Source organism: Alkalihalobacillus bogoriensis ATCC BAA-922, from assembly GCF_000621445.1.
Classification (GTDB): domain Bacteria; phylum Bacillota; class Bacilli; order Bacillales; family Bacillaceae_F; genus Bacillus_AO; species Bacillus_AO bogoriense.
The window spans coordinates 268,544-294,027 of the sequence record NZ_KK211277.1; the positions used below are offsets into that span (position 1 = coordinate 268,544).

Here is a 25,484-nt window from a genome sequence, read left to right on the forward strand (position 1 = left end):
ACAACAAATCCCCTCTAATATATACGTTTATTTTATAAATTTTTTCCGAAATATTAGGTCTTATGTCTTGGTTATACTTGTTGTTCATTTCGCTTAGCATCCCATTTTGTTAATATGAGCCGACGGATAACGGCAATATTATTAAATAGCCGTACTCCAAAAGCAAATATAGCAGCTAAGTATAAGTCTACACCAAGATGCACACCTAGAAAAGACAAACCTGCAGCTAAAAGGATATTAAAGAAAAAACCTGTTAAAAACACATTTCCATCAAACGTACTTTGCAAATGTGCTCGGATTCCACCAAAAAGCGTATCTAACGCTGCAAGTACAGCGATAGAGAGGTAATTCAAGTATTCATCGGGCACTCTAAATTCAGTAAAAAAACCTAATAAAATTCCAATAAGCAACCCTAACACAGGTAACCACATATTCCTCTTAATCCTCCTTTACTAGCTCCATATACCGTACTCTAGGTGTTTGGTCAAATGGTGGCAATGTAATATAATTAATCGGTTCAGACTTTAACGAGAACCCTTCAATTTCAAAGTAATCGTTCGATTCCGAAATCACCATATGATTATGAAGCTTTTCGGCATCATCGGCTAATACTTTCACTTGAATCGGTAAAGGAGGTAGGCGTCTTCCCCCATTTAATTGTGTCACCCCTCCAACCCCACGAAACGAGGTAGTGGAGATGACACGATGCCCACCAATCGATATATCTTTTGCCCCATAAAAATTTAGTTCATTTACAAGAAAGCGAAGTAATTCTGGTGGAACCGATCGACGAGGACGATCAATAAAAAAATCATCGTTCATTTCATCAATCGTAATGATAATCCCTTGACCACTTTTTTCTGTTAATCCTGCTTCCTTCCGTAGTTGTTCGATTTGTTCTAAGATGACTTGTTCGACATTTTGCTCGTTATCAAATGAACCCTCATACTGGTGGAGTAAAGAAAGGTGATTTTCAATTTCTAAAACGAGTTGTTGATGGCGCTCCTGCTCGGCTTGTAAATCATTCCGCAATTCACGGATATCACGAGTATCACGAATGGTAGGTTCTTTTGTTGACTGAAATTGGACAGCCATCATAAATCCTATGATTAACATGACGAATGTGAAAACCATACGTTTATCCTTCATGTCATCACCCTCTTTCTGCTAATAACGGCTCCATAATAATGTCTTTTTTTTCAATGCGAACTTCGATTTGGTCATTTACGAGTCGGTCTTTCACGCCACCTAATATATTTAGTGAAGCCTCTAACGTATTCGTATCTCCGATGGCAGAAACGACAAACGGAGCAGCAGAAGTATGTCCATCAATTAAGATTACAGGACCTATACACCGAATATAGGAGCGATGAGTAATTCGTTGTCCATTAATAGAAATCGCTTCTGCACCGGCAACGAATAGTTCATCCACAACCATCTGAACATGATTTTCATGAACAATGTAGTCATTTGGATTTGCTCCATCTGCGATATAAGAAGCGTCACTTAATTGCACTTCCACACCTGGTCCTTTTACTTTGACTGAACCGACGACTTTTCTTAATCTCTCAAGGTCCTCAATTAAATTCGTGACTCGTAATTCTTGTTGCTCATCCATTTCAGCAATTTGTTCTTCTATTTCACTTAATTGAGCTTGATACCCACGTAATTCTTCTTGCAAATTTCGATTGACAGCTTGCTCAATAATAATTTTATTACGTAGCTCATCTTCATGACGCCACTGGGTTTGTGAAATCGAATCCGTACCCGTGCCATCGTTAGCAAATTGATAGGAAAGGGAAATGATAAATCCTGTGACCAATAGTACAAATGCTAATATAACGTGTTTACCTTTCACCCTCACTTTCGATTGCCTCCTCAGTGTTATACTCCTCGAAGTAAGGACTCATTCTCATATGAATAATCCCTTGTTTTCCCGGACCTAATTCTTTCACAATAGAAGGATATGGAGAAATTAGTTCAGAAAAGTTCCGTACTGTTGAATGGACTTCATAACCATCATTCATAAACAAAGTGATTCTAAGAGGATCTGAATCAATAGGAGTATGATAGATTTCAGAAATACGATTGCCAATATTATCTGGTAACTTTGTAAGTTCAGTTGCTAATTCTTCAACAACCGTTCCTTGCTCCCAGTTTTTTAATATAGGAGCATCAGCTGGAAATTCTTCTTGTCCAATTTCCCGCAAAAATTTCCCTGTTTCAATAATAGGATAATATTTTTCATCTTCATAGAGATATGCAACTCTTACATACTCTTTTACATTTATTGAGATTGTTGTTGGAAATACCCGTTTTATTTCAACCGATTTAATCTCATCAATCGCAACAATATTTGCTTCCGCATCTTTATCGATATTCCACATGCTTGTCCCAACATGAATATTACTCGCCTTCAATATAGTTTCATCAGCAATATAATAATTTCCACTAACTTCAATTGAACGTACGTGACTTAGTGGAGATTGAAAATACACAACTAAAAGGATAAGAAAAAAGAAAAAAGATAGGAAAAAAATTAAGCGGCGGTTCGCTCTCTGTTTTCTTTGTTCCTTAAGCTTAGGAATTCGGTCGTGAATCGTTATGACCTTTTCATCTGACATTTTCAGCATCCCCCACTTAAAAGCTACCACTCTTTCATAATGTTTCATTTTAAAAATACGGCATATATCTATGCCGTATTCTTATCTTACATTTTTAAATTATAACATAAGATTGGTGAAAATATAGATAGTAAACACTGGATTCCGACTATTTTTCACCAATAATTTCAACTTCAGTTTCTAACGAGATATTAAAATGGGTCTTTACCGTCTTTTGAATAAAAGCAATCAAATCCAAAACATCTTGCGCTTTAGCCTCATCAATGTTCACAATAAAATTCGCATGCATTGTTGAAACTTGAGCCCCTCCAATTTTGTGCCCTTTCAAATTCGATTTTTCGATTAGTTGACCTGCATATTCAGGTAAAGGGTTTCGAAAAACACTTCCCGCACATGGATAATTCCATGGTTGTGATTTTCTACGATAATCTTTATTTTTTTGAAGCTCCGCTTTAATGGATTCAGTGTCTCCATGCTCTAGTTGAAAGATCGCCTCTACACAAACACCCTTTTCTTTTTGCAATCGTGATGTCCGATAAGAGAATTCCATTTCATGATTATCAAGCCATTTCATTGTACCATCTTCAAATAAAATATGGGCTTTCATTAAAATATTTGAAATATCTGAACCGTGTGCTCCTGCATTCATAAAAACAGCTCCACCTACTGAGCCTGGAATTCCACCAGCAAACTCCAACCCTGATAATCCCTTTTTACTAATGACGGTTGCTAGTTTAATTATTGAGTAGCCACCACCAACTTTAATCGTATTATCATGTATTTCCAAATCACTGATTCCATCGGATAACTTAATAACAACCCCACGGATCCCTTTGTCACTTACTAATAAATTCGAACCTCTACCTATTGTTCGCCATGGGATTTGTTTGCTTGTCACATAAGCCATTAGTTCTTTTAATGATTCTACACTTTTCGGTTCAACTAAAACGTCAGCTGGACCGCCTATTTTCCATGTTGTATGATTAGCAAGTGGTTCATCCACTAACACTGTCCCAATATCCATAGCTTTAATTTCATTTACAACTATTTTTTCCATTCAAATCCCTCATTCCTCTTTGAACCATGTTGTTCGTTGCCGATTATATTTTACTTTTGTTCTATTAGTTTGCATACGACGTTATATAAATCTGTCGCTGCCTTTGGTCTACCAAGTGCAATTGCTGCCTGATGCATTTCTTCCCATTTGTTTGTATCACTACAAATGGTTGTAATATCTTGCATTAAAGTTTCTCCACTCATTTCTTTTTCCAACCTTACGATGGCAGCCCCCTTCGAAGCAAGGGCATTCGCATTTTTTTCTTGATGATTATTTGTCACATAAGGACTTGGAATAAGGATGCTTGGTAACCCAAGTGCCGTCACTTCTGCTAGCGTTGTCGCTCCTGCTCTAGCGACAATTAAATCAACAGCTGCTAACACTTCTGGCATATTATGAAGAAACGGTTCGACAACAACATTATTTGGGTCCCCATGTTTCTTCACTTCATGTAAGACATGCTCATGATGCACTTGACCTGTCACATAAAGAAATTGAAAAGGACTTTCCTTCATGTTTGGTAGGACTTCTAAAAATGCATCATTAATTGGTTTTGCACCACGACTTCCGCCTACAATAAGAATCGTTCTCTTTCCTTTCACTAGCCCAAATGTTTCAATATTTACAGCTTTTGTGTTGACGACTTCCTGTGCTCTAGGGTTTCCGATCATCTCGGTTTTTTTCACAGGGAATAATGATTTTGCTTCTTCAAATGAAAGAGCGATCTTATCAACATAGCGGCTCAAAAATTTATTTGTTAAACCTGGGACACTGTTTTGTTCATGAATCACTGTCGGAATTTTTAATTTTGCAGCTGCATAAACAACTGGACCACAAACGTATCCGCCTGTTCCTATAACAACATCTGGTTTAAATTGCTTCATTATTTTCTTTGCTTTTTTCGTGCCTTGAATAAAACGAGAAATCGTTTTAAGGTTTTCTATGGAAATGGACCGTTTAAATCCTGTAATTTCTATTGACTGAAACGCAATTCCTTCTCGAGGGACAAGCTCACTCTCTAAGCCTTTGTTTGTTCCTATGTATAATACTTCAACTTCACAGTTTTTTTGTATTTCTTTTATTAAAGACAATGCTGGATATATATGACCACCAGTTCCTCCACCACTAACAATTACTCTCATCTTATTCCTCCTATTTCAAACACTCTCCTCTTACCATTTTACCATGAGAGGAACTTGTATTATACCTATCTCTTTCAAACGATGATGTAAAAATAAATAAAATACTATCTTCCGTTCTGTTTTACACCATCCATAATCTGTTTTTACACATGAATAATAAAGCCGCTTCTTCAATTTCAGAAAGCGGCTTTATTATTATATCCTTGCATACCGACTAATGTTAAGTAAAACACCGATCGCAACCAACATTAATGTTAATGAAGAACCGCCATAACTTAAAAACGGCAAAGTAATCCCCGTTACCGGCATAAGTCCTGTTACAACCCCTATATTAATCATAACTTGGATCGCAACCATACCAATGATTCCGACTGCTAATAAACTCCCAAACAAATCTTGTGCTCCTAAGGCAATACGAATTCCACGCCAAAGCATAATACCAAATAAGAAAATAACAAACGCTCCGCCTAAAAATCCAAGCTCTTCTGATAAAATGGCAAAAATAAAATCTGTCTGTGGTTCGGGTAAATAAAAATATTTTTGCCTACTTTCACCTAAACCTAATCCAAGCAATCCTCCTGGTCCAATAGCATACAATGATTGTATGATTTGAAATCCACTTCCAAGAGGATCAGACCAAGGATCGAGAAATGATGTAATTCGTTTCATCCGATATGGGGCAGAAATGATGAGACCAACTAACCCAGCGAGACCAACTAGTGCCAATCCGATAAAATGGGAAACTCGTGCACCTGCAACAAAAATCATAATGACACATGTACCGACCATCACTGCCCCTGTACCTAAATCAGGTTGAAGCATAATCATCCCGAATGCGACCAATACGAGTGATAATGATGGTAATAACCCTTTTTTAAAAGAGGTGATTTTCTTTTGATTCTCGGATAAATATTTGGCTAAAAACGCAATCATCGCTAATTTCATAAATTCCGACGGTTGAATGGAAAAGGCTCCTACTCCTAACCAACTTCTTGCTCCACCACGAACAAGTCCAACTCCAGGAATTAAAACGACGACAAGTAAAATGAAACATATGATAAGCAATAACTTTGACCATCTTCTCCATGTCCAATATTCAATGTTCATAATAAAGATCATCGCTATTACTCCAGCACCGGCAAAAAAGATTTGACGTTTCGCAAAGAAAAATGAATCATCAAATTTATATTGTGCCCATGCTGCGCTTGCACTATAGACCATGATGATTCCTATAGTAAGCAATGCAATTGTTGCAAAAAGTAAAATATAATCTGGGGACGTTTTGCTTTTGACCACTCCACACACCTCACGGTAAAAGTTCGTACAACCTTTACCTATACATATGCATCAAAAGTGTGGAACATGTCCTTATTCCCCTCTTAATTTTTGAACAGCGGAAATAAAAGAATCTCCTCTTTCTTCAAATGTCTTATACTGATCCCAACTTGCACATGCCGGTGATAAAAGTACAATGTCCCCTTCATCTGAAATGTCATACGCAAGCGGTACCGCATCTTCCACTCTTTCGGCTTGCTTTATAATTGGAACTCCGGCTTTTTTTGCCACTTTGACAATTTTCTCTTGTGTTTGTCCAAATGCAATAACAGCCTTAACCCTTTTAAGCGCAGGAACAAAATCATCAAATTCATTTCCACGGTCAAGGCCTCCCGCTAACAATATAACAGGATTTGTAAAAGCGGAAATTGCCGCATTAGCTGCAAGAATGTTTGTCGCCTTCGAATCATTATAAAAACGACGTCCATGTATTGCTTCAACATATTGAACTCGATGCTTCACACCAGTAAATGTTTGTAATACGGATTGAATTTTTTCTGTTTTAGCACCCATTACTTTTGTTGCACAAATAGCTGCTAAAATATTTTCTAAATTATGTTGTCCTGGAAGCGCAACATCATCAACATTTATGATTTTTTCTCCTTGATAATAAATCGCCCCAGCTTTTATGTATCCACCTGTTTTTTGTTCTTTTTTCGTTGAAAATGGAATTTTTGTTCCTTTTGCCCGTTCAGAAAGTGAAAGAACATAAGGGTCATCCACATTCACAACGTGATAGTCCTCATCTGTTAAATTTGCAAAAATTTTCGCCTTTGCCTGTCCATATTTTTCTTTTGTTCCATGATAGTCCAAATGGGCATCAAATAAATTTAATAATACCGCTACTTTTGGATGAAATGTTTCGGTTCCTTGTAGTTGAAAGCTAGAAAGCTCCGTAACGATAATATTCTCATTTGTGGCCTGTTGCACTACTTCACACGCGACCGTTCCAATATTACCTGCTACAAGCGGAGTCTTTTCACTTCCTTTTAACATTTCTACAGCTAATGTCGTTGTTGTTGTTTTTCCATTCGAACCCGTAATCGCAATAAGAGGCGCCTCTGACAAACGAGAAGCTAATTCCACCTCTGTTACGACAGAAATCCCACGTCGAACAGCCTCTTCAATAAGAGGATTCGAATATGGGATACCTGGGTTTTTTACGATAAAATCAACAGGCTCATCCAACAATGATAATGGATGAGCTCCGCATATAACGCGAACACCAAGTTCTTCTAATTGTCTCGCCTCAGGATTTTCTTCGAGTGGCTTCGCATCATTTACTGTAATGATAGCTCCAAGTTGAGAAAGCAATCGACTTGCTGCGAATCCACTTTTCGCTAATCCTATAATTAAAATATGTTGATTTTTAAATTGTTGGATATCCTTCATTTACACCCACACCTCTAAATAAATTCCTAATATCGCAAATAACATTCCGACTAACCAAAATGTTACAACCACTCGCCATTCGGACCATCCAGATAACTCATAATGATGGTGGAGTGGACTCATCTTAAAGATTCGTTTCCCTCTCGTTTTAAAGGAGATAACTTGAATTATAACAGATAGTGTCTCAATTACAAAAACACCACCAATAATGATAAGTAAAATTTCAAGTTGAGTTAATATTGCAACGGCAGCAATTGCGCCTCCTAATGCTAATGAACCTGTATCTCCCATAAAAACTTTAGCTGGGTGGGCGTTAAATACAAGAAATCCGAGAACCGCACCAACAACAGCGGCGCAAAATATCGCCACATCATACATTTCAGCATACCATGCGAGAATGGCAAATGCTCCAAATGCAATAGCTCCTGTCCCTGCTAATAAACCATCCAATCCATCTGTTAAATTAACAGCATTTGATGCTCCAACTAACATCACAATGATAAGTGGCAAATATAGCCAACCAATATCAATAGCCCATGTTGTTGCAGGGATGGCAATTTCAGTGGAAAACCCGAGCTGCTGCAATGAAATGTAAAATACAACAGCAATTAATAATTGAGCGACTAACTTTTGTTTTGATGTTAAACCAAGATTTCTTTTTTTGGCAACTTTAATAAAATCATCTAAAAACCCAATAAGACCATATCCTACAGTCACAAAAAGTAATAATATTATTTCAGGAGAAAACGTAAAGAACTTCGCAATGATAATAATTGTACTAATAATAATCGATAATAAAATCATTACGCCACCCATTGTAGGGGTACCACTTTTTTTCTGATGTGATTGAGGACCTTCTTCTCGTATACTTTGACCAAATTTTAACCTTCGCAAAAAAGGAATAAGTATTGGCGATAGTAGAACGGCAATGAGAAACGATGCGATAAGTGTAAATAATAATACTTGTTCCAACATACTGTCATTGCCTCCTTCCTAAGAAATTAATTGTTCAACAATGGTTTCTAATTTCATTCCTCGTGATGCCTTTACAAGCACGATTGTTTTCTCATCAAGCAAAGGGAGAATTTCTGCTATGACTTCTTCTTTATTTTCAAACGATTTTACAACCATTGTATTATGTGAATTCTTTTGTAATTCATCATATATCCATTTCCCTTTACTTCCTATCGTGTAAACATGTGTAATTGGTTTATCGACAGCAGACGCAACAGAGCGATGCAATGATTCTTCATCCGGTCCTAATTCATAAATATCACCAAGAACAACAATTTTTTTCTCATATGGCAGCTCTTTTATTACTTCAATTGCGGCCCTCATAGAAGTAGGACTTGCATTATAAGCATCATCAATGATGATACTATGTGATTTGCCTTGTTTTTTCTCTAACCTCATACTCGTTAATGCGATTTGGTTTAACCCTTCATTAATATTTTTTTCTTCCACATTTAATAATTTCCCTATGATTATGGCATATGCTGCATTATGAACATTATGTTTCCCTAACAAAGGCAATGAATATTGAAAATTAGAATCTTGTAATCGGAACGTAAATCCATTATCATCACCCTCATACTCTACAATCGTCACATCATTCTGTTCACTAAATCCACATGTGATCATCTCGTTAGTCGTATAAGGAAAAAGAAGGGGCTCATCTCCATCGATAATAACCTTTCCGTTATTGCGAAGGCCTTCCGCAATTTCCATTTTTGCTTTTGCAATCGCCTCTCTACTTCCTAGTTGTTCAATATGCGATTCTCCTATATTCGTCACAACAGCATAATGAGGCCTTGCAATCTCACTTAATAGTGCAATTTCACGAAGCCCACTCATCCCCATTTCAAGAATGAGCACTTCACAAGAAGCCGGCATCGCTAACACAGTTAATGGTAACCCAATCTCATTATTAAAATTTCCATTCGTTTTATGTGTAGAATATGTTGTTGATAATACGGCTGTAATAATATCTTTTGTCGTTGTTTTCCCATTACTACCAGTCACACCAATAACAGTCGGTTGGATTTGTTCCAAATATACTTTTGCCATTTCTTGTAATGCTACTAATGTATCTTCGACAAAAAACAACGGAAATTGGTTTGGTATTTCCCGAGGAATTTGTTTACCTTTTTCCCAAACCGCGGCAATGGCTCCGTTTTGAATGGCATGTAAAAGAAACTCATGTCCATCAAACCTTTCACCTACAAGGGGAACAAATAACCCATCCTTCATTTCCTTTCGACTATCTGTAAATACACCTGAAAATTCTTGAACAATTTCCACATTAGAAGATAAGCTTATTTTTCTAACTAACTTTCCCGTTATGCTCATTCCATGATTCTCCTTATCGCTTCTTTTGCTACAATTCTATCGTCAAAATCATATGTAGTTGTTCCTATAATTTGATAGGTTTCATGGCCTTTCCCTGCAATAACAACTACATCCTCTTTTTTCGCATTTTGAACCGTTGTTTCGATTGCCTTTTTTCTATCCACAACAACGCTGTATTCTTGCCCTACTACTCCTGCTTCCATATCTTTGATAATGTTGTTCGGATCCTCACTTCTAGGGTTGTCTGAAGTGAAAATCGCATAGTCAGCATAATCAACCGCGATTTTCGCCATTAATGGTCGTTTTGTTCGATCTCTGTCACCACCGCATCCAACAATACACCATACATCCCCTTTGGCGAACTCCTTTATTGTTTTTAATACATTTTTTAAACTATCTGCTGTATGAGCATAATCAACAATAACAGAAAAAGGCTGACCAACATCTACTAGTTCAAATCGACCAGGTACACCTTCTATTTGTTCGATGCTCTCTACAATCGTCTTCAATTTAATCCCAAGTGCTAAACTTGTAGAAACTGCAGCTAAAACATTATAAACACTAAACAATCCAACTAATTTCATCGAAACGGGCGAGGAGCCAATAGGTGTTTTTAATATAAAATGTGTCCCTGACGTTTTCATTGAAACCGAATGTGCCATCACATCACTTTGTTGTTTGATTCCATATGTAATCACTTGTGCAGCTGTCATTCGCTTATATTCATTTGAAACAGGGTCATCTTCATTTAATACCGCAACTTTTCTTGCCTCTTTATCATAACGGTTTCCAAGTTGAGAAAAAAGCAAACCTTTTGCCTGCTTATACTTTTCCATTGTTTCATGGTAATCAAGATGCTCTGGTGTCAAATTTGTAAATACACCAATATCAAAATTACTTCCTCTTACTCTTCCTAAATCAAGAGCATGTGAAGATACTTCCATTATGGCAACTTCTACTTCATTCGATACCATTTGAGCAAAGGTTTTTTGTAACTCTAATGATTCAGGAGTTGTATTTTTCGTATCATATATTACTTCTCCAATCTTCTTATACATTGTTCCAATTAACCCTGTATTTCTTTTGGCATTTTGTACAATTTGTTCGATAATATGAGTTGTAGTCGTTTTCCCGTTAGTGCCAGTCACTCCAACTAATGTTAATTGATTTGTTGGATAATGATAAAAATGATTCGCGATAACAGCAAGAGCTAATGACGTATCTTTAACAACGATAGCAGGAACAGAAACATTAACTGTACGTTCGGTTAAAATGGCTACTGCTCCATTTGATATTGCCTCATCTATATAATCATGACCATCAACATGAAATCCTTTTAAACAAACAAACAAACTACCATTCTTTACTTCTCTAGAATCCATTTCAATCGAAGTTATATTTGGGTTCTCATCACCTAGCTTTTCAACATGTAACAATGGCTCAATTACTTGATTCAAGTTCATCTGAAATCCCTCACTTCTTATGATAATCACCATATTATACTATCAACGAAGCTTGCCACACTAGATTAAGAGTGCTTTAAGACATGACTGATAGTTCTACATATGTATGTCTAAACTAGTCACATAAGAAGTTTTGAACAAAAAATACATAAAATAATACCTCCTCCCCATAGAAAAGGAGGAGGTATTCCACTATTTTATAGGTCTATTTTAGTCGTTTGTTTCTTTTTTGTCACCCATATAAAGTCTTATTGTTGAACCCGTATTTACTTTCATTCCTGGTTCTGGAGACTGAGCCAACACTTCTGGTCCTTCTCCCGACGTATCTAGTCTTAAATCGTAATAAGCTTGATTGATTTCGTTAACCGTTAAGCCAACTAAATCAGGAACTTCGATTAAAGGCTCATCATTCCATGCTAATTCTTTTTCAATTTGGTCTTTGCGTTTTTCCACGCCAATCGCTCGTAAACTATCTTCCATCATCTTACCAACAATAGGAGCTGCTACGATCCCACCAAATTGTAACGTATCTTTTGGATTATCAATCGCAACGTAAATGACAAGCTTGGGGTCATCAGCTGGTGCAAATCCGATAAATGATACAATATGGTTATTTTCTAAATACCGACCATCTTTTGCTTTTTGTGCTGTTCCTGTTTTCCCACCAACTCGATACCCATCAACATAAGCACCTTTCCCTGTTCCTAGTGCGACAACACTTTCTAATGCATGGCGGATTTGATTCGACGTATCTTCTGATATAACTCTCCGTTTCACTATAGGTGTTTGACTGCTATAGACTTCTCCTGTATCTTTATCAACCCACTCTTTCGCTAAATATGGTTGATATAAATATCCACCATTAATCGCTGCTGAAACTGCTGTGACTTGCTGAAGCGGTGTAACAGCCACACCTTGACCAAAAGCAGTTGTAGCTAGTTCTAGCGGACCAACATTATCACGGTTAAATAGAATTCCTGTCCCTTCCCCTTGAAGGTCGATCCCCGTTTTTTTACCGAAACCAAACGACTCAATATAATCAAATAAGCGATCTGTTCCAAGCCTCTCTCCTAGTTCAACAAAACCAGGGTTACAAGAATTTTGAACGACTTCTAAAAATGTTTGATGGCCATGTCCACCTTTTTTCCAACATCGCAATTTACGTCCGGCCACTTCGATATGGCCTGGGTCATTAAATGTATCTTTTTCTAAATTCACTTCATTTTCTTCTAATGCCGCAGCTAATGTTATAATTTTAAATGTTGAACCTGGCTCATATTGCATCCATACAGGTTTATTTTGATTGTAAATTTCAGGAGGCACTTCTCGAAAGTTTTCAGGATCATAGTCTGGTCGACTTGACATTCCTAATATTTCTCCTGTATTCGGGTCCATTGCGATGGCGATCGCACCATCTGGATTATACGTTGCCTCTGCAATATCCAATTCTCTTTCAATGATCGTTTGAATTCGACTGTCAATCGTTAACCTTAAATCCAAACCATCAATTGGAGGTGTATACTCATCTGCTAAATCAGGAAGACGTTTTCCTTTAGCATCTGAAAAAAATGAAACTCTTCCCTTTTCACCACTTAAGTTTTCGTCATAGTACAACTCAAGCCCTGTAAGTCCTTGATTATCAATTCCCGCAAACCCTAGTACATGGGAAAGATAAGAACCAAATGGATAATGGCGTTTACTATCTTCTGCAATATACACTCCATCCAATCCTAACTTTCGTACTTCGTTTGCTTTTTCTTTCGATATCTTCCGACCTTCAGGGTTTATCCTTACGATCGACTCATGTTTTGTCACAAGCTCATATGCTTTTTTATGATCCATATTAAGAGCAGCTGCTAATTGTTCTGCCGTGTCACTTGGATTTTTCACTTGTCTTGGAACTACAAGTATCGAAGGCGCACTAACATTTGTCGCTAGGACGACATCATTTCTGTCTAAAATTTCTCCGCGCATTGCTTCAAACGGAATATCCCGACTCCAAGAGTCCTCCGCTCTATCCGTGAGCCAATCCCCTAAAGCAAATTGAACATATCCTAGTCGTACTGCAATTATTAAAAAGATAAGCAAACCAAATCCTAACACTAATACTAAACGTTTTCGTACAGTGACATTTGACACTCGCACCGACTTCACCCCAAATTTCAGTTGTAAGTCCGTATTCGAACGAATACAAAGCTTGTTCTACTATATGCTTGTACGAATGACATTAGAACAGCCTGTACGAGTGAAATGTTATTCTAACCCTTCTTCTTCCTGTTCTCCGTGTTCTTCAATCGTTTCATCTGGAGAAGCTAACTCATTTTTTTCTTTCGGACTTACTAATTCAACGTGCAAATAATCTCCTTCACGAACAGTACTGCCTTCTTTTACACTTTGAACAACTGTAAATCCAGACCCATCCATCGACGTTTGTAACTGTAACGCTTTTGATAATTTCATAACATCTCGGAAAGACCAACCAATAATGTCGGGCATCGCAAAATGCTCTCCGTCTGTTCGTAAAATGACACGCTCTCCAGCAAAAAGGTGACGGTTTTCAAATGGCTGTTGCGCGACAATCGTTTTTCCAGAGCCGACAACAATCACATCAAGTCCATGATTTTTCAACTGTTTTTCAACTTCTTTAACAGACTCTCCTTCATAATTTTGAAGCTGGAAACCTGTTTGTTCAACCTGTTCCGTTATTTCCTCCATCGAAGGTGTAATATTTAAATATTGCAAACTATGCTTCATAACAGAGTTAAAAATCATAGAAACAGGTGCTGATCCTCGCTCAACGGAAGACTTTAATTTTGGTCTATCAACAGCGACATACACAACGACTCTTGGGTCATCTTTTGGAGCCATTCCTAAAAAAGAAAAAATATTAACCCCATCCCCTTTTAAATATCCTCCATTCACAGGATCCGGGATTTGCGCTGTACCTGTTTTTCCAATGACATCGAAACCCTCAATATAATATGGTCTCCCTGTCCCAGCCGATTCAGTAACAACCTTTTCCATTAATTCACGAACTTGTTTTGCAGTATTCTTGCTTATTGGCTCTCCGACAACTTCCGGCTCATTTTTCTTAACAACTTTACCTGTTTCCGGGTTCACAATTTTATCAACAATATATGGTTTCATCATTTTACCATCATTCGCAATTGCGGTTGCTGCTTGAATTTGTTGGATAGGTGTCACAGCTGAACCTTGTCCAAAAGAAGTCGTAGCCGTATTGATTTTTGTTGGCTGGGCAATTAAACTATCAACTTCATTTGGCAGATCAATCCCTGTAGGCTCAGTAAATCCAAACCTTTCAATATATTCAAATAGCTTATCGGTTCCAAGATGATCGACACCGATTCGAATAAATGCTGCATTGGATGAACGCTGAAATCCTTCATCATAAGTGATTGTTCCCCAACCACGCCCCTCATTATGGTCAGCTATCCTAGCGCTGCCAACCTGAGTTGTACCCGATTGAAAATAGGCATTTCCATCATACACACCTTCTTCAATCGCTGCTGCAAGGGTAAATACTTTCATTGTCGACCCTGGCTCAAACCTATCTGAAACAGCATAATTTAAGTAATTGGTTATTTCTTCATATTGATTCGGATTAAAACTAGGGCGATTGCTCATCGCCAAAATTTCTCCTGTCTTCGGGTCAGCTACAATCGCAATCATTCTCTCAGGAGAATATTCATTATCCACCTGGGTCATCACTTGCTCTAAAGCTGTTTGAATATTTGAATCAAGTGTCAAATAAATATCATCTCCATGTTTTGGAGGGGTAATATTTTCTTTTGGATCAGGAAGTCTTATCCCACGTGTATCTGCTTTATATTCGATATATCCATCTTCCGGTCGTAAATATTCATCAAGACTTAATTCAAGTCCTAATCTCGAGTTTTCCATATCTCTCTCTGTGTATCCAATGACATGAGAAGCATACGTTTGTTTCGGATAATATCTTCGTGGTTCTTCATTAAAATGTATACCAGGAAGTTCAAGTTCTTTAATTTGAGTCATTTTATCATGACTTAAGTTTCTACCACTCGGACCAAATTCAACTTGAAACCGGTCACTTGTTAAGAGCTCATAAATTCTTTCTTCTGGTAAATCTAGATGTCCTGCTAATTTCTTCGCTGTTTTTTCGGGGTTTTTCACATAGCTTGTTTGGTCTTCATTTAAAACTGCATATACGGAATACGAACTAATTTCTTGAGCGAGTGCACTTCCATTTCTGTCAAAAATCGTCCCTCTTTCTCCGTGAATCTTTGTTTTTCTTGTCCATCTTTCTTCTGCCATGGCTTGTAAATCAACACTATTCACTTCGCTGTTCGCTTGAATATACACCATTCTCCCTAAAAGGATGGTAAATAAAAAGACAAACAAAAACATAATGACGACAGCTCTCACATTCGTTATTGCGCGTTTAACTTCCATCATTCTCACATCCATTTGATATTGTTCATAAGCTGCTCTCACCAGAAATGCAAGTAATTTTTCAATAATCTTTCACTTTGCTGTTTTCCCATCTTTTTTAACGGTTCAAGTAGAATGACTTTTTTGTTCCTTGGATCGATTTCATTTAACGAAAACATCGATACAATTCACCGTAATTTTTTCACTTAAAAAGAGACAATAGGTAGAAAAACTAGTCCGGGTTTCGAACTAGTTTTGGATAACTTTCACTTTATCATCATTAAGTGACATACCTGAACTTTTTGCAATGTCTAGAATTCTTTCAGGATCGCTCAACTCAATAACTTGTAATTGTAAACCTTCATTATGCTGTGTTTGCTGTTGGACGGAGTATTCAAGATTATGTATATCTCTCTTAACAGAATAAATAGCAGCATAATTTGCAACAATAATGGACACTAATACGAAAACTGCAATGACCATTAAGAAAATAAGACCTTTTTCCCCTTTTGTAATGCCATGTTGTTTCGTCTTAACAACTTCTCGTTGCTTTTTATATTGACTTTCCTTTGGTAATTGATATTGTCGGGCTAAATTACTCATAATTTTCTCCTCTCCTTACACGTTACAATTTTTCTACAATGCGAAGCTTGGCCGACCGAGAGCGGTTGTTATACTCAAGTTCCTCTTCTGAGGGAATAATTGGCTTTCTTGTAATTAATTTTAAATTCGGCTTATACTCATCTGGAATAATTGGCAAACCAGGTGGTAAATCTGGCCCTTTACTTTCTTTTTTCATCATTTCTTTACAAATTCGGTCCTCCAATGAATGGAATGTGATTACACACACTCGACCTCCTTGTTTTAAAAGACTAAATGCATCTTCTAATGCATCCTCAAATACTTTTAGTTCATCATTAACGGCAATGCGAATGGCTTGGAATACTCGCTTGGCAGGATGCCCACCTTTTCTTCTTGCTGGTGCAGGAATGGCTTCTTTAATGAGATGAACTAATTCATCTGTTGTTTCAATCGGTTTAAATTCTCTTGCCTGTTCAATTTTTCTAGCAATTTGCTTTGAAAATTTTTCTTCTCCGTATTTAAAAAATATGGAAACTAACTGATGATACTCCCATTCATTAACAACCTCGTAGGCTGAAAGAGATGCTGATTGGTCCATCCTCATATCTAAACGGGCATCTTGATGATAACTAAACCCACGGCTACCTTCATCTAATTGTGGGGACGACACCCCTAAATCAAAAAGAATTCCATCCACTTCCATAATCCCACGATTGTGTAATTCTTGTTTCACAAATCGAAAATTACTTCGGATTAACGTAAATTTCCCTTCATAAGGAGCTAACCTTTCTTTCGCATGAGCTAATGCAGTTTCATCTTGATCGAAACCAAAAAGATGACCATCATCCCCAAGCTTTGACAAGATCAACTCGCTATGTCCCGCTCCTCCTAATGTACAATCCACATATATTCCATTGGGTTTAACATTTAGGCCGTCTATTGATTCATTTTTTAACACCGTTACATGTTCAAACAATCAATACACCTACCTTCACTTCTGTCTTATAAATCAAAATCTACGATGTTTTCTGCTATTTCACTAAATGATTCTTCAGATTCTGCAAAATATTCTTCCCAAATCCCTTTACTCCAAATTTCCACCCGATTGGATACCCCAATAATGACACATTCTTTTTCAATTTCTGCAAAATCTCGTAATGGAGATACGATATTTACTCTCCCCTGTTTGTCTAATTCACATTCAGTGGCACCTGAAAAGAAAAATCGAGTAAAGGCTCTAGCATCTTTTTTCGTAAAAGGAAGTGTTTTTAACTTAGCTTCGAGTTGTTTCCACTCTTCTTCGGGGTAGACAAATAAACAACGGTCTAATCCTCTCGTAATGACGAAAGATTCTCCGAGACCGTCTCGGAATTTTGCCGGTATGATGAGTCGCCCTTTTTCATCGACATTATGTCGGTACTCCCCCATAAACATCTTGGAAACACCCTCCCCCACTTCCTACCTCTAATCTACCACATCCCTCCACTTTGTACCACTAGATTTTAAATTACGAGAAAAAACAAAAAAATCCTGCTTTAATCAAGCAAGATTTTTAAAACCCTTATTTTTCAACTGTTTTTTTAAGTCTTTTTATGGATAGACAAGTTTGTGTATTCCATCATCTCCAAAATTCAGTTCTTTAGTCCTAGTCAAAAACTCTTCTCCATACTTATTTAAAAAATAAAAAAGGTGATAAACCCGTTCTTGGGGTAAACCTAACGGGAAAAGTTTCTGCTCAATTTCATTGAATTTCCTTAATTCTGAATCATAATGGACTTTTATACGATGTTCTATTTTACTTGTCACTTTTTCAATTTCATGAGAAAGAATCTTGATATTTTTTTCCGCTAACGCAGCCGAAGTTTCATCAATTTCTTTGGACAACGCTCTTAAAGGCTCATGTGCTACCTTTACATCTTGAAGAACACGTTCTTTTATTTGAGCCATGTTCCATATATTATGTTCTTGTAACCATTTTGTTTTCTTTTCTGATACTTTCTTCTCAAACACATCCGCCATCGTCACTTCTTTTTCCTTCATCCACTGGTCGACTTTTTCCTCTACAATCGTAACTGATTTTCTCGGAACGATAGGCGGCATTTTATAAGAAAACAAATGAAAAACGGACTTTAACGTTGCCCAATAAGCAATTTCTCCCGGACCTGCAACAAACGCGAGCACCGGTAACAAATATTCTTGCATAATAGGACGGGTGACCACATTATTACTTAATAACTCTGGGTTATTATTTGCGATTGTTAAAAATTGTTGTTTCGAAAAAATCGAGGAATTCGTCCGATACATTCCATCTTCTTTTCTAACTTTTTCACGTTTTCCATTTTCTAAATAGAACAAATTCGCATTTGTTTTATCGATTGTAACTGGTAGAGGGTACCCTTGCTTTTCTAACTCCGTTGATTGCTTAATGAATCTCTGCTGCAGCTCATCATTATTTTCAATTAATTCAGTAAATAATGATGATTCTAATTTTCGTATTTCTTTCGCTCCTGAATCTAATAGCAACAAACCTTCCTCACGAAAAACCCAACTTATTAATTCACTAAAGAAGTCGGTATATGTCGTTGCCTTATGTAAACAGGATTCTATGACAGAAAAAATAGCTTTTGTATGTTCCGTTTCATGCAGGTGCAAAAATACATCTCGAACCCATGTATGTGCACGTTCCTTTTCCAAGTTTAAGTCAGATAATGATGTTTTTTTATCATGGTGGTGGGAAAGTGAAAATTTCATCAACGTTTTTTTTTCTTCAACGTAGATATGGTTTATTTCATCAAAATCATGATCCTCACCAGCGACCCAAAATAAAGGGATGACCGGAACACCTAGCTCCTTTTCTTGTTGTTTTGCTAATTGAACAACCGTTAGCGCTTTATAATAAGTAAACAGCGGGCCCATCAATAAGCCTGGTTGCTGTCCACCTACAATCAGAACGGAGCGCTCATCTTTTAGCTTCTCAATTTGTTTCAACGATTTTTGATGATAAGTAAATTTTTTATGATAATCCACCAATAAATCTGCTAATTTATTCCGTTCAAATTTCCGGTTACGAAGCTCTTTATATCGTGTCGAGTATACATCTCTTTCTTTATAATGATAATCAAAAAAAGATGATAACGTTGTATTCGCTTCGGAATAATCATTAGCAATTTTCGCAAGTGGTGAAAGGGGACTTTCTTTCACATTCATATGTAACGTCCTTTCAATATAAAGGTTAGCGTTATGTATTATATCAGAGATTAATCAGGCAAACCAACCATCTTGCTTATCTGACTATCGAAAAAAATAAGCCAACGATACTTAATACAATATATAAAAATAAAAACAGCAAAAAGTTAAAGCGCCAAATCCCTTTCATCAACTTTCCTACATTAATATCACTTGTCGTTTTCCAATGAAGAATTGTAAAGAAAATAGCTGTAACTAATATAATGATTAAAATTAACCAAATAAAAGACTGGTTCCACGTATATAACATAATAAAATAGACAGCGACAATAAAAAGAAAGGTCGAATAATCAGATGCCCATTTAATTGATTTCCGTTTATCTTTCGTTAGTTTGACCGAAATAATATAAATAAAATACCATCCAAGCAACGGAATCGTAACAAAAGTAGCAATGACACCTGCTAAAGCATTAACCATCGATATCGCTCCTTTCCTTTTGTTTAATTTGATGATAGACATCTAATGTATATGGCAAACTAATTTTTCGTTTCAATCCTTCTCGTAGGATATATCCTGAAATTGCATCAATTTCTGTTTGATTCCCACTCTCGATATCTCGAAGCATCGATGATTTATTTTCCTTTGTATTTTGGCATACTTGGATAATGTAGGTCCAGATATCTTCATGATCCTTTAACTGCAATGTCATGATTGCTTCTTGGCACAACTTTTTCATGATTGAAACAATCGTTTCATCATGAAGAAGCTCTCCATTTTTTAATTCATACAACGCCGTCAACGGATTAATCACAGCATTCACTATAAGTTTTCTTTTCATAACTTCTAACCATTCACCTTCAACATCAACGGAATATCCAACTGAACTTAGCTTGTCCCAGAAAGGTTTTAGCTCCAATTCATCACCTAGAACATGTCCTATTCTCATGATTCCAATTCCTGTGTGCTCTACTTTTACATTGCTATGTTTTAAGGCACCATGTTCAACAATTCCTACATACACAGAGTTCCTTAGTTCCTGCATTAATGTAATATGATTCATACCATTTTGTAGAAAGAAGATGGGGGAATTTATTTTCAATTTTGAAATTTTTGTCAAAACACGTTTTACCTGGTGTTCTTTTACCGCAAGAAAAATAATCGTTGCTGTTTTAAGTGAAGACAAACATTCAAAAGGAATGGCATCGACGGGGTGGAAAGACGCAATAGAATTGCGTAGTAAAGAAACTCCTTCTCTATTTAAAGCTTCTGCTTGCTCTTTTCCATTCGTAACGACAGTAACATTAGCCCCTGCCTTACTTGCATAGGAGGCAAGCAATAATCCAACAGAACCCCCACCTATAATCCAAACATTCACAAAACCCACCCTTTCCATAGAACTACTTCCTTATGACTAAATTGTAGCATAGATACAAAATTGTAGTATATTATTGTTTTTAATATTTAAATTAAATATCAAATATTTTTTCATGTATTTTATGCGTTTACATAATCTTTATAGTAAAATAAGAATAGAATAATATGAGGAGGAATTAACGTGGAAAAACCTGTCGTCAAGAAGCTCTTAATCAATTATAAAACATTAGAAGATTTTGAAAACTTCCTTGAATATGGAGCAGCCGAACTTTCAATGAAAGAAGACCTAGAAGGTAGCATTGTTGAAAATGATAGCGAGTCTCCTTTCTATGGTATTTATTACGGTGATAAACTTGTCGCTAGAATGAGTTTGTACCGAATAGAAGCAAAATATGACCGTTATTTCGACCCCGCTCAAGACTATCTTGAATTATGGAAATTAGAGGTGTTAGAACCATATCAAGGAAAAGGGTATGGTCAAGTACTAGTAGATTTTGCTAAGAGTTTTAATTTACCAATTAAAACAAATGCCAGACGTCGTTCAAATGATTTTTGGTCAAAAATGGGCTTTGAACCGGTTACTTACCAACCTGAACGAGATAGAGGAGAAAACCCATATGTTTGGTATCCAGAAGGGGTAGGCGAACAAACGGTAGAATAACATCTTTTCTTCCACACAACAACCCGAAGTGAAAGCTTCGGGTTGTTGTGTTTTTATTATGATTTTGAATTCATTGCTTTAGTATCTTCTTCTGACAAAATAGACATCTTTCTTGCTCGGTCCATAATCCCGATTAAAGCACGATAATCCTCATTAATGATTTCTTTATCCTTTTTCAATGCGGTTATTTCTTTTTCAATTTTACGATTTCTTTGTTTTAACTGTTCAATTTCTTCTTTTAATTCTTCATTTTCTCTAACTAAGGCTTGTTGTTCTTTTTCACCTTTTGTATATTGCTGTAAAAATTTTATTACATTTTCCATTGTCATCGCTATTTCAGATTCTTTTTCAATAACTTCGTTTTCCTCTTGATTTTCTTTTTGTTCTTCAACATGAAGTTCTTCTGCAACTTCTACAGCGAAACTTACTTCTTGTTGTTGATTTTCTTCTTTTTGCGGTTTTGCTTTTTTGCGTTGTTTTTTGGCTAATGCAATCGCTGCATCATATTTTTTTCGGATCGCCGAGTTCCATCGAAATCCACAAGCTGCCGATGTCCTTGACAAACGTTGACCCACTTCTTCAAATGCAGCTAGTTGAGTGCTTCCCTCACGTATATGTCTTAGTACTACCTCTGCTAGAATTAAATCTTCATCACTACTCCATGCATCTTGACGAACAGTTGACATACAATCCCTCCTAATGGTCTTTTGTCTATAATATGCATTTACTAGACAAGATAGACTCTCTTCTATTAAAGGATTATGTCCCCGTTGAAAAAAAAGTATTCAATTTTAAGATTTTCTTAAAAATTTTTTCACAGCTTCATGATGTTCCTCACTTGCCCACAGTACCGCACATTCATCAATTTCCCTCATTATTCTTCGCTTTATGTTTTCTTTGTCAAAACGGTCAAGCATTCTTTGTTTATATGTTTTTAATACAGGCATACTAGAGTGAAGTAGTGGAGAAATCCACTCTTTAGACTCCATTTTAAAGTTAGATTTTGCTAGTACACTGTCTATGATTCTCATTGCATGTGCTTCTTCCGCATTAAAGCGTTTACAAGATAGTAAAGCTTTCATCGCTTGTGTTGCACCTATACGCTCACTCAAAAAGGTCGAACCACCCCACCCTGTTGTAATCCCTAATCCCCCTTGAACAAATCCTACTTTTGCGTGACTAGCCGCAATACGATAATCACATGAAATAGCAAGTTCACACCCCCCACCAACAGCTGTTCCATTAATCGCCGCAACCGTAACTTTCGGAAAGAAAAACAAACGATATAATATCATTCCCATCTTCATCAACATCTCTTTTGCTTCTTCTTTTGTATGTAAGCTATGAAAGACAGATAAATCCCCGCCAGAACAAAATGCCTCTTCTCCTTGCCCTGTGATAACTAGCACTTTATCTTCTGGATGACGCTCCACCTCATCAAGGACAACCACCAATTCATCCATCACGTCATAATCAATCGCATTTCGAATTGATGGACGGTTTATCGTCACTGTAACGGTCCCATTAGGCTCCCGTACTACAATTAGCTTTTTCTCCACTTCATTTCTCCTCCATTCGCTAAAAAACAAATAAAAAGAGCAAAGGAATCATCCCCTGCTCGTTTATTTTAACATTATTTGTTTAATACGTCTTGACCTTTATAAGTGCCACATTCCTTACAAACACGGTGTGCAATTTTTAATTCTCCGCATTCTGGGCATTTTACCATACCAGGTACTGCTAACTTATAGTGAGTACGACGTTTTCTTTTACGAGTTTTAGACGTTCTTCTAAAAGGTACTGCCATCATTCCCACCTCCTTACAAAATATGTATAACTATTAGTTACCAGACGGTCAAAATTTGACCTTATAAAATGAAGGCCCGAAATGCCGGTACTTCGATTTCCCATTACTTGTTGTCAAAAAACTTAGAGAGTTCCGCTAATCTTGGATCGATTCGGTTCTTTTGGTCCTCTTCCTTGACAAATTCCCAATCTTCTCCAGATTTAGGTGCTCTTCCCTCTTCTTGTTCGCTAAAAATTTGCAAAGGGATTTCAAGTAAGATTAATTCCTTAATATAAGGAATTAGGTCAATTACTTCTCCTTCAACAGAATGAATTTCATTATCTTCACCATCTTGTTCCCAATTTGTTTCATAAAGACGAAAAGATTCTTTTGCTTGAATATCAAATGGGAGTTCGACATCATTTAGGGTCCGTGAACAAGGAAGTGTTAATGTTCCTTTAATATGGAGAGGAAACGTAACAATATCTGACGATACGTGTGCTTCACCACTCACTTCAACTGGTGATACCCTTCTGATTTGCGGATCTAATTTTCTCAAATCTGATAAATCTAATGTTTCATTAAATTGGATTCCTTTGCTCTTTTGAGCATGAAGTTGTTGGATTGTCCATTTCATGATTCTCACCTCAAGGCAACAAGAGTAATTATAGCTTTACAAATAGTATTTGTCAACCTTTCTTCTTTACACTCTATCTAAGAAAAAAATGACTTTGATGATTCTGTATCACTTTATCATATTTCTTAAATGAAGGACAACTATCCATTCTGTGTTGTAGTATATGATATACTAAAATTTAGGATAATGAGAGTATTATTTGAATGGAGGAATGTTTTTGAAGTCAACCGGTGTCATTGTTGAATATAACCCATTTCATAATGGTCATTTATATCATATGGAAGAAGCAAGAAAACAAACAAACGCCGATGTTATTATCGCTGTGATGAGTGGAACTTTTCTGCAACGAGGTGAACCAGCGTTAGTTTCAAAGTGGCAAAGAACAAAAATGGCGTTAGCTGGTGGAGCAGACCTCGTGATTGAACTCCCATATGCTTATTCCACTCAAAAAGCTGAAACATTTGCATTTGGTGCCATTTCAATTTTACACTCTTTATTTACAAAAAACGTTTGTTTTGGAAGTGAATCTGGTCAAATTGAAGACTTTACTAAACTGCTTGGTTTTATAAATACGAATCATACAAATTATAATTTTTATATTCAAAAATTTGTTAAAGAGGGAAACAGTTATCCAAAAGCGTGTGCCCTTGCTTATAAAGCATTACAACCAAGCGCAACCCTTATCGACTTATCAAAGCCAAACAATATTTTAGGTTTTCACTATATTCAAGCGATCCATCGACTTGGTTCTGATATTACCCCTGTCACGATTTTAAGAAAACAGGCACAATATCATGATCAGTCAATTGAAAAGCATTCAATTGCAAGCGCAACTAGTATTCGGAATGAATTACTAAAACAAAACTTTACATTATCTTCTATCTCTCATGTTGTGCCAGAAACAACTTACCATTTATTGCAGGACTACTATAAGAAATATGATATTTTCCATAATTGGGAGCAATATTTTCCGTTATTAAAATATCGCCTACTCACCCTTCCTAATGAACAGCTTGAAGCTATTTATGAAGGGGAAGAAGGACTTCATCATCGCTTAAAAAAACATTGTCAAGCTGCACAAAATTTTTCCGAGTTTATGACCCTTGTAAAAACAAAACGCTATACTTGGAATCGAATTCAACGCTATTGCTTACATATTTTGACGAACACGACAAAAAAAGAAATCGAAGAGGCAACAAAAGGAGAGCTTCCTTATATTCGAATATTAGGAATGTCAGGTCAAGGTCGACAATATTTGAAAAGAACAAAAAAAAGAATCAGCGTTCCAATGATTACAAGACCTACTGAGATTGACCATCCATTATTAACGATTGATAAACGAGCAACCGCCTGTTATGCGTTAGCCTATCCCCCTGAAAAACAAGCAGATGCCTTACTTGAAGATTACGCAACCCCTCCAATTCAAACGAAAGAAGAGAGCCATCCTTTCTAGGATAGGATGCT

General features: G+C 36.6%; 25 protein-coding genes. 2 read left to right on the plus strand and 23 right to left on the minus strand.

All coding sequences use genetic code 11. The features are described 5' to 3' along the window. Positions 1–71 precede the first annotated feature (71 nt). From T323_RS0117110 to T323_RS0117200, 19 genes are all read right to left on the minus strand, one after another. A complete protein-coding gene (locus tag T323_RS0117110) occupies positions 72–431 on the minus strand; it encodes a small basic family protein (protein ID WP_026674368.1) in 360 nt (119 codons plus the stop codon). 7 nt (positions 432–438) lie between these two features. Continuing rightward, complete coding sequence (locus T323_RS0117115; RefSeq protein ID WP_026674369.1) at positions 439–1,149, minus strand: DUF881 domain-containing protein; 711 nt, start codon at positions 1,147–1,149, stop codon at positions 439–441. Positions 1,150–1,153: 4 nt separating this feature from the next. Continuing rightward, positions 1,154–1,864 carry a DUF881 domain-containing protein gene (locus T323_RS0117120; protein ID WP_026674370.1) on the minus strand — a complete coding sequence of 237 codons (711 nt, stop codon included), beginning with the start codon at positions 1,862–1,864 and terminating at the stop codon, positions 1,154–1,156. Then, positions 1,848–2,624, minus strand: coding sequence for a cell division protein FtsQ/DivIB (locus T323_RS0117125; RefSeq protein ID WP_026674371.1), 777 nt, complete (start codon positions 2,622–2,624; stop codon positions 1,848–1,850). Before T323_RS0117125 ends, T323_RS0117120 begins: the two co-directional genes overlap by 17 nt. Positions 2,625–2,772: 148 nt before the next feature. Next, positions 2,773–3,681, minus strand: coding sequence for a UDP-N-acetylmuramate dehydrogenase (gene murB / locus T323_RS0117130; RefSeq protein ID WP_026674372.1), 909 nt, complete (start codon positions 3,679–3,681; stop codon positions 2,773–2,775). A 50-nt stretch (positions 3,682–3,731) separates the two neighbouring features. After that, positions 3,732–4,823 carry an undecaprenyldiphospho-muramoylpentapeptide beta-N-acetylglucosaminyltransferase gene (gene murG / locus T323_RS0117135; protein WP_026674373.1) on the minus strand — a complete coding sequence of 364 codons (1,092 nt, stop codon included), beginning with the start codon at positions 4,821–4,823 and terminating at the stop codon, positions 3,732–3,734. A 195-nt stretch (positions 4,824–5,018) separates the two neighbouring features. After that, a complete protein-coding gene (gene spoVE / locus T323_RS0117140; protein WP_026674374.1) occupies positions 5,019–6,119 on the minus strand; it encodes a stage V sporulation protein E in 1,101 nt (366 codons plus the stop codon). A 72-nt stretch (positions 6,120–6,191) separates the two neighbouring features. After that, positions 6,192–7,550 carry a UDP-N-acetylmuramoyl-L-alanine--D-glutamate ligase gene (murD, locus tag T323_RS0117145; RefSeq protein WP_026674375.1) on the minus strand — a complete coding sequence of 453 codons (1,359 nt, stop codon included), beginning with the start codon at positions 7,548–7,550 and terminating at the stop codon, positions 6,192–6,194. Further along, the gene (mraY, locus tag T323_RS0117150; protein ID WP_026674376.1) at positions 7,551–8,525 is read right to left on the minus strand and encodes a phospho-N-acetylmuramoyl-pentapeptide-transferase; all 975 of its coding nucleotides are present in this window, start codon (positions 8,523–8,525) and stop codon (positions 7,551–7,553) included. A gap of 18 nt (positions 8,526–8,543) precedes the next feature. After that, on the minus strand, positions 8,544–9,899 hold the full coding sequence (locus T323_RS0117155; RefSeq protein WP_026674377.1) for a UDP-N-acetylmuramoyl-tripeptide--D-alanyl-D-alanine ligase: 1,356 nt from the start codon (positions 9,897–9,899) through the stop codon (positions 8,544–8,546). Then, on the minus strand, positions 9,896–11,362 hold the full coding sequence (locus tag T323_RS0117160; RefSeq protein WP_026674378.1) for a UDP-N-acetylmuramoyl-L-alanyl-D-glutamate--2,6-diaminopimelate ligase: 1,467 nt from the start codon (positions 11,360–11,362) through the stop codon (positions 9,896–9,898). Before T323_RS0117160 ends, T323_RS0117155 begins: the two co-directional genes overlap by 4 nt. A 210-nt stretch (positions 11,363–11,572) precedes the next feature. Further along, a complete protein-coding gene (locus T323_RS0117165) occupies positions 11,573–13,507 on the minus strand; it encodes a stage V sporulation protein D (RefSeq protein WP_026674379.1) in 1,935 nt (644 codons plus the stop codon). 108 nt (positions 13,508–13,615) lie between these two features. Beyond that, positions 13,616–15,814, minus strand: a complete 2,199-nt coding sequence (locus tag T323_RS0117170; RefSeq protein WP_156942468.1) for a penicillin-binding protein — start codon at positions 15,812–15,814, stop codon at positions 13,616–13,618. Between the two features lie 228 nt (positions 15,815–16,042). Beyond that, on the minus strand, positions 16,043–16,396 hold the full coding sequence (gene ftsL, locus T323_RS0117175) for a cell division protein FtsL (RefSeq protein WP_026674381.1): 354 nt from the start codon (positions 16,394–16,396) through the stop codon (positions 16,043–16,045). Between the two features lie 22 nt (positions 16,397–16,418). Continuing rightward, complete coding sequence (gene rsmH / locus T323_RS0117180) at positions 16,419–17,351, minus strand: 16S rRNA (cytosine(1402)-N(4))-methyltransferase RsmH (RefSeq protein ID WP_026674382.1); 933 nt, start codon at positions 17,349–17,351, stop codon at positions 16,419–16,421. Between the two features lie 26 nt (positions 17,352–17,377). Beyond that, a complete protein-coding gene (gene mraZ / locus T323_RS0117185) occupies positions 17,378–17,809 on the minus strand; it encodes a division/cell wall cluster transcriptional repressor MraZ (RefSeq protein WP_026674383.1) in 432 nt (143 codons plus the stop codon). 156 nt (positions 17,810–17,965) lie between these two features. After that, positions 17,966–19,582 carry a bacillithiol biosynthesis cysteine-adding enzyme BshC gene (bshC, locus tag T323_RS0117190; protein WP_026674384.1) on the minus strand — a complete coding sequence of 539 codons (1,617 nt, stop codon included), beginning with the start codon at positions 19,580–19,582 and terminating at the stop codon, positions 17,966–17,968. A gap of 76 nt (positions 19,583–19,658) precedes the next feature. Next, a complete protein-coding gene (locus T323_RS0117195; protein WP_026674385.1) occupies positions 19,659–20,039 on the minus strand; it encodes a DUF3397 domain-containing protein in 381 nt (126 codons plus the stop codon). After that, complete coding sequence (locus T323_RS0117200; protein ID WP_026674386.1) at positions 20,032–20,955, minus strand: 2-dehydropantoate 2-reductase; 924 nt, start codon at positions 20,953–20,955, stop codon at positions 20,032–20,034. Before T323_RS0117200 ends, T323_RS0117195 begins: the two co-directional genes overlap by 8 nt. 162 nt (positions 20,956–21,117) lie before the next feature. On the opposite strand from T323_RS0117200, the gene T323_RS0117205 reads away from it, so the two are divergent. Then, positions 21,118–21,597 (plus strand): N-acetyltransferase, encoded by a 480-nt coding sequence (locus T323_RS0117205; RefSeq protein WP_026674387.1) that lies wholly within the window; start codon positions 21,118–21,120, stop codon positions 21,595–21,597. Positions 21,598–21,653: 56 nt separating this feature from the next. Here T323_RS0117205 and T323_RS0117210 read toward each other — a convergent pair whose 3' ends face one another. The 4 genes from T323_RS0117210 to T323_RS0117225 form a co-directional block, all read right to left on the minus strand. After that, positions 21,654–22,283, minus strand: a complete 630-nt coding sequence (locus tag T323_RS0117210) for an RsfA family transcriptional regulator (protein WP_026674388.1) — start codon at positions 22,281–22,283, stop codon at positions 21,654–21,656. Positions 22,284–22,388: 105 nt separating this feature from the next. Next, complete coding sequence (locus tag T323_RS0117215) at positions 22,389–23,156, minus strand: enoyl-CoA hydratase/isomerase family protein (RefSeq protein ID WP_026674389.1); 768 nt, start codon at positions 23,154–23,156, stop codon at positions 22,389–22,391. 74 nt (positions 23,157–23,230) lie between these two features. Next, a complete protein-coding gene (gene rpmF / locus T323_RS0117220) occupies positions 23,231–23,404 on the minus strand; it encodes a 50S ribosomal protein L32 (RefSeq protein WP_026674390.1) in 174 nt (57 codons plus the stop codon). Positions 23,405–23,507: 103 nt separating this feature from the next. After that, positions 23,508–24,020, minus strand: coding sequence for a YceD family protein (locus T323_RS0117225; protein WP_026674391.1), 513 nt, complete (start codon positions 24,018–24,020; stop codon positions 23,508–23,510). Between the two features lie 217 nt (positions 24,021–24,237). Between T323_RS0117225 and T323_RS0117230 the strand changes: the two genes are divergently transcribed. Beyond that, entirely contained in the window at positions 24,238–25,473 is a 1,236-nt protein-coding gene (locus tag T323_RS0117230) for a nucleotidyltransferase (protein WP_026674392.1), read from the plus strand. Positions 25,474–25,484: the final 11 nt, after the last annotated feature.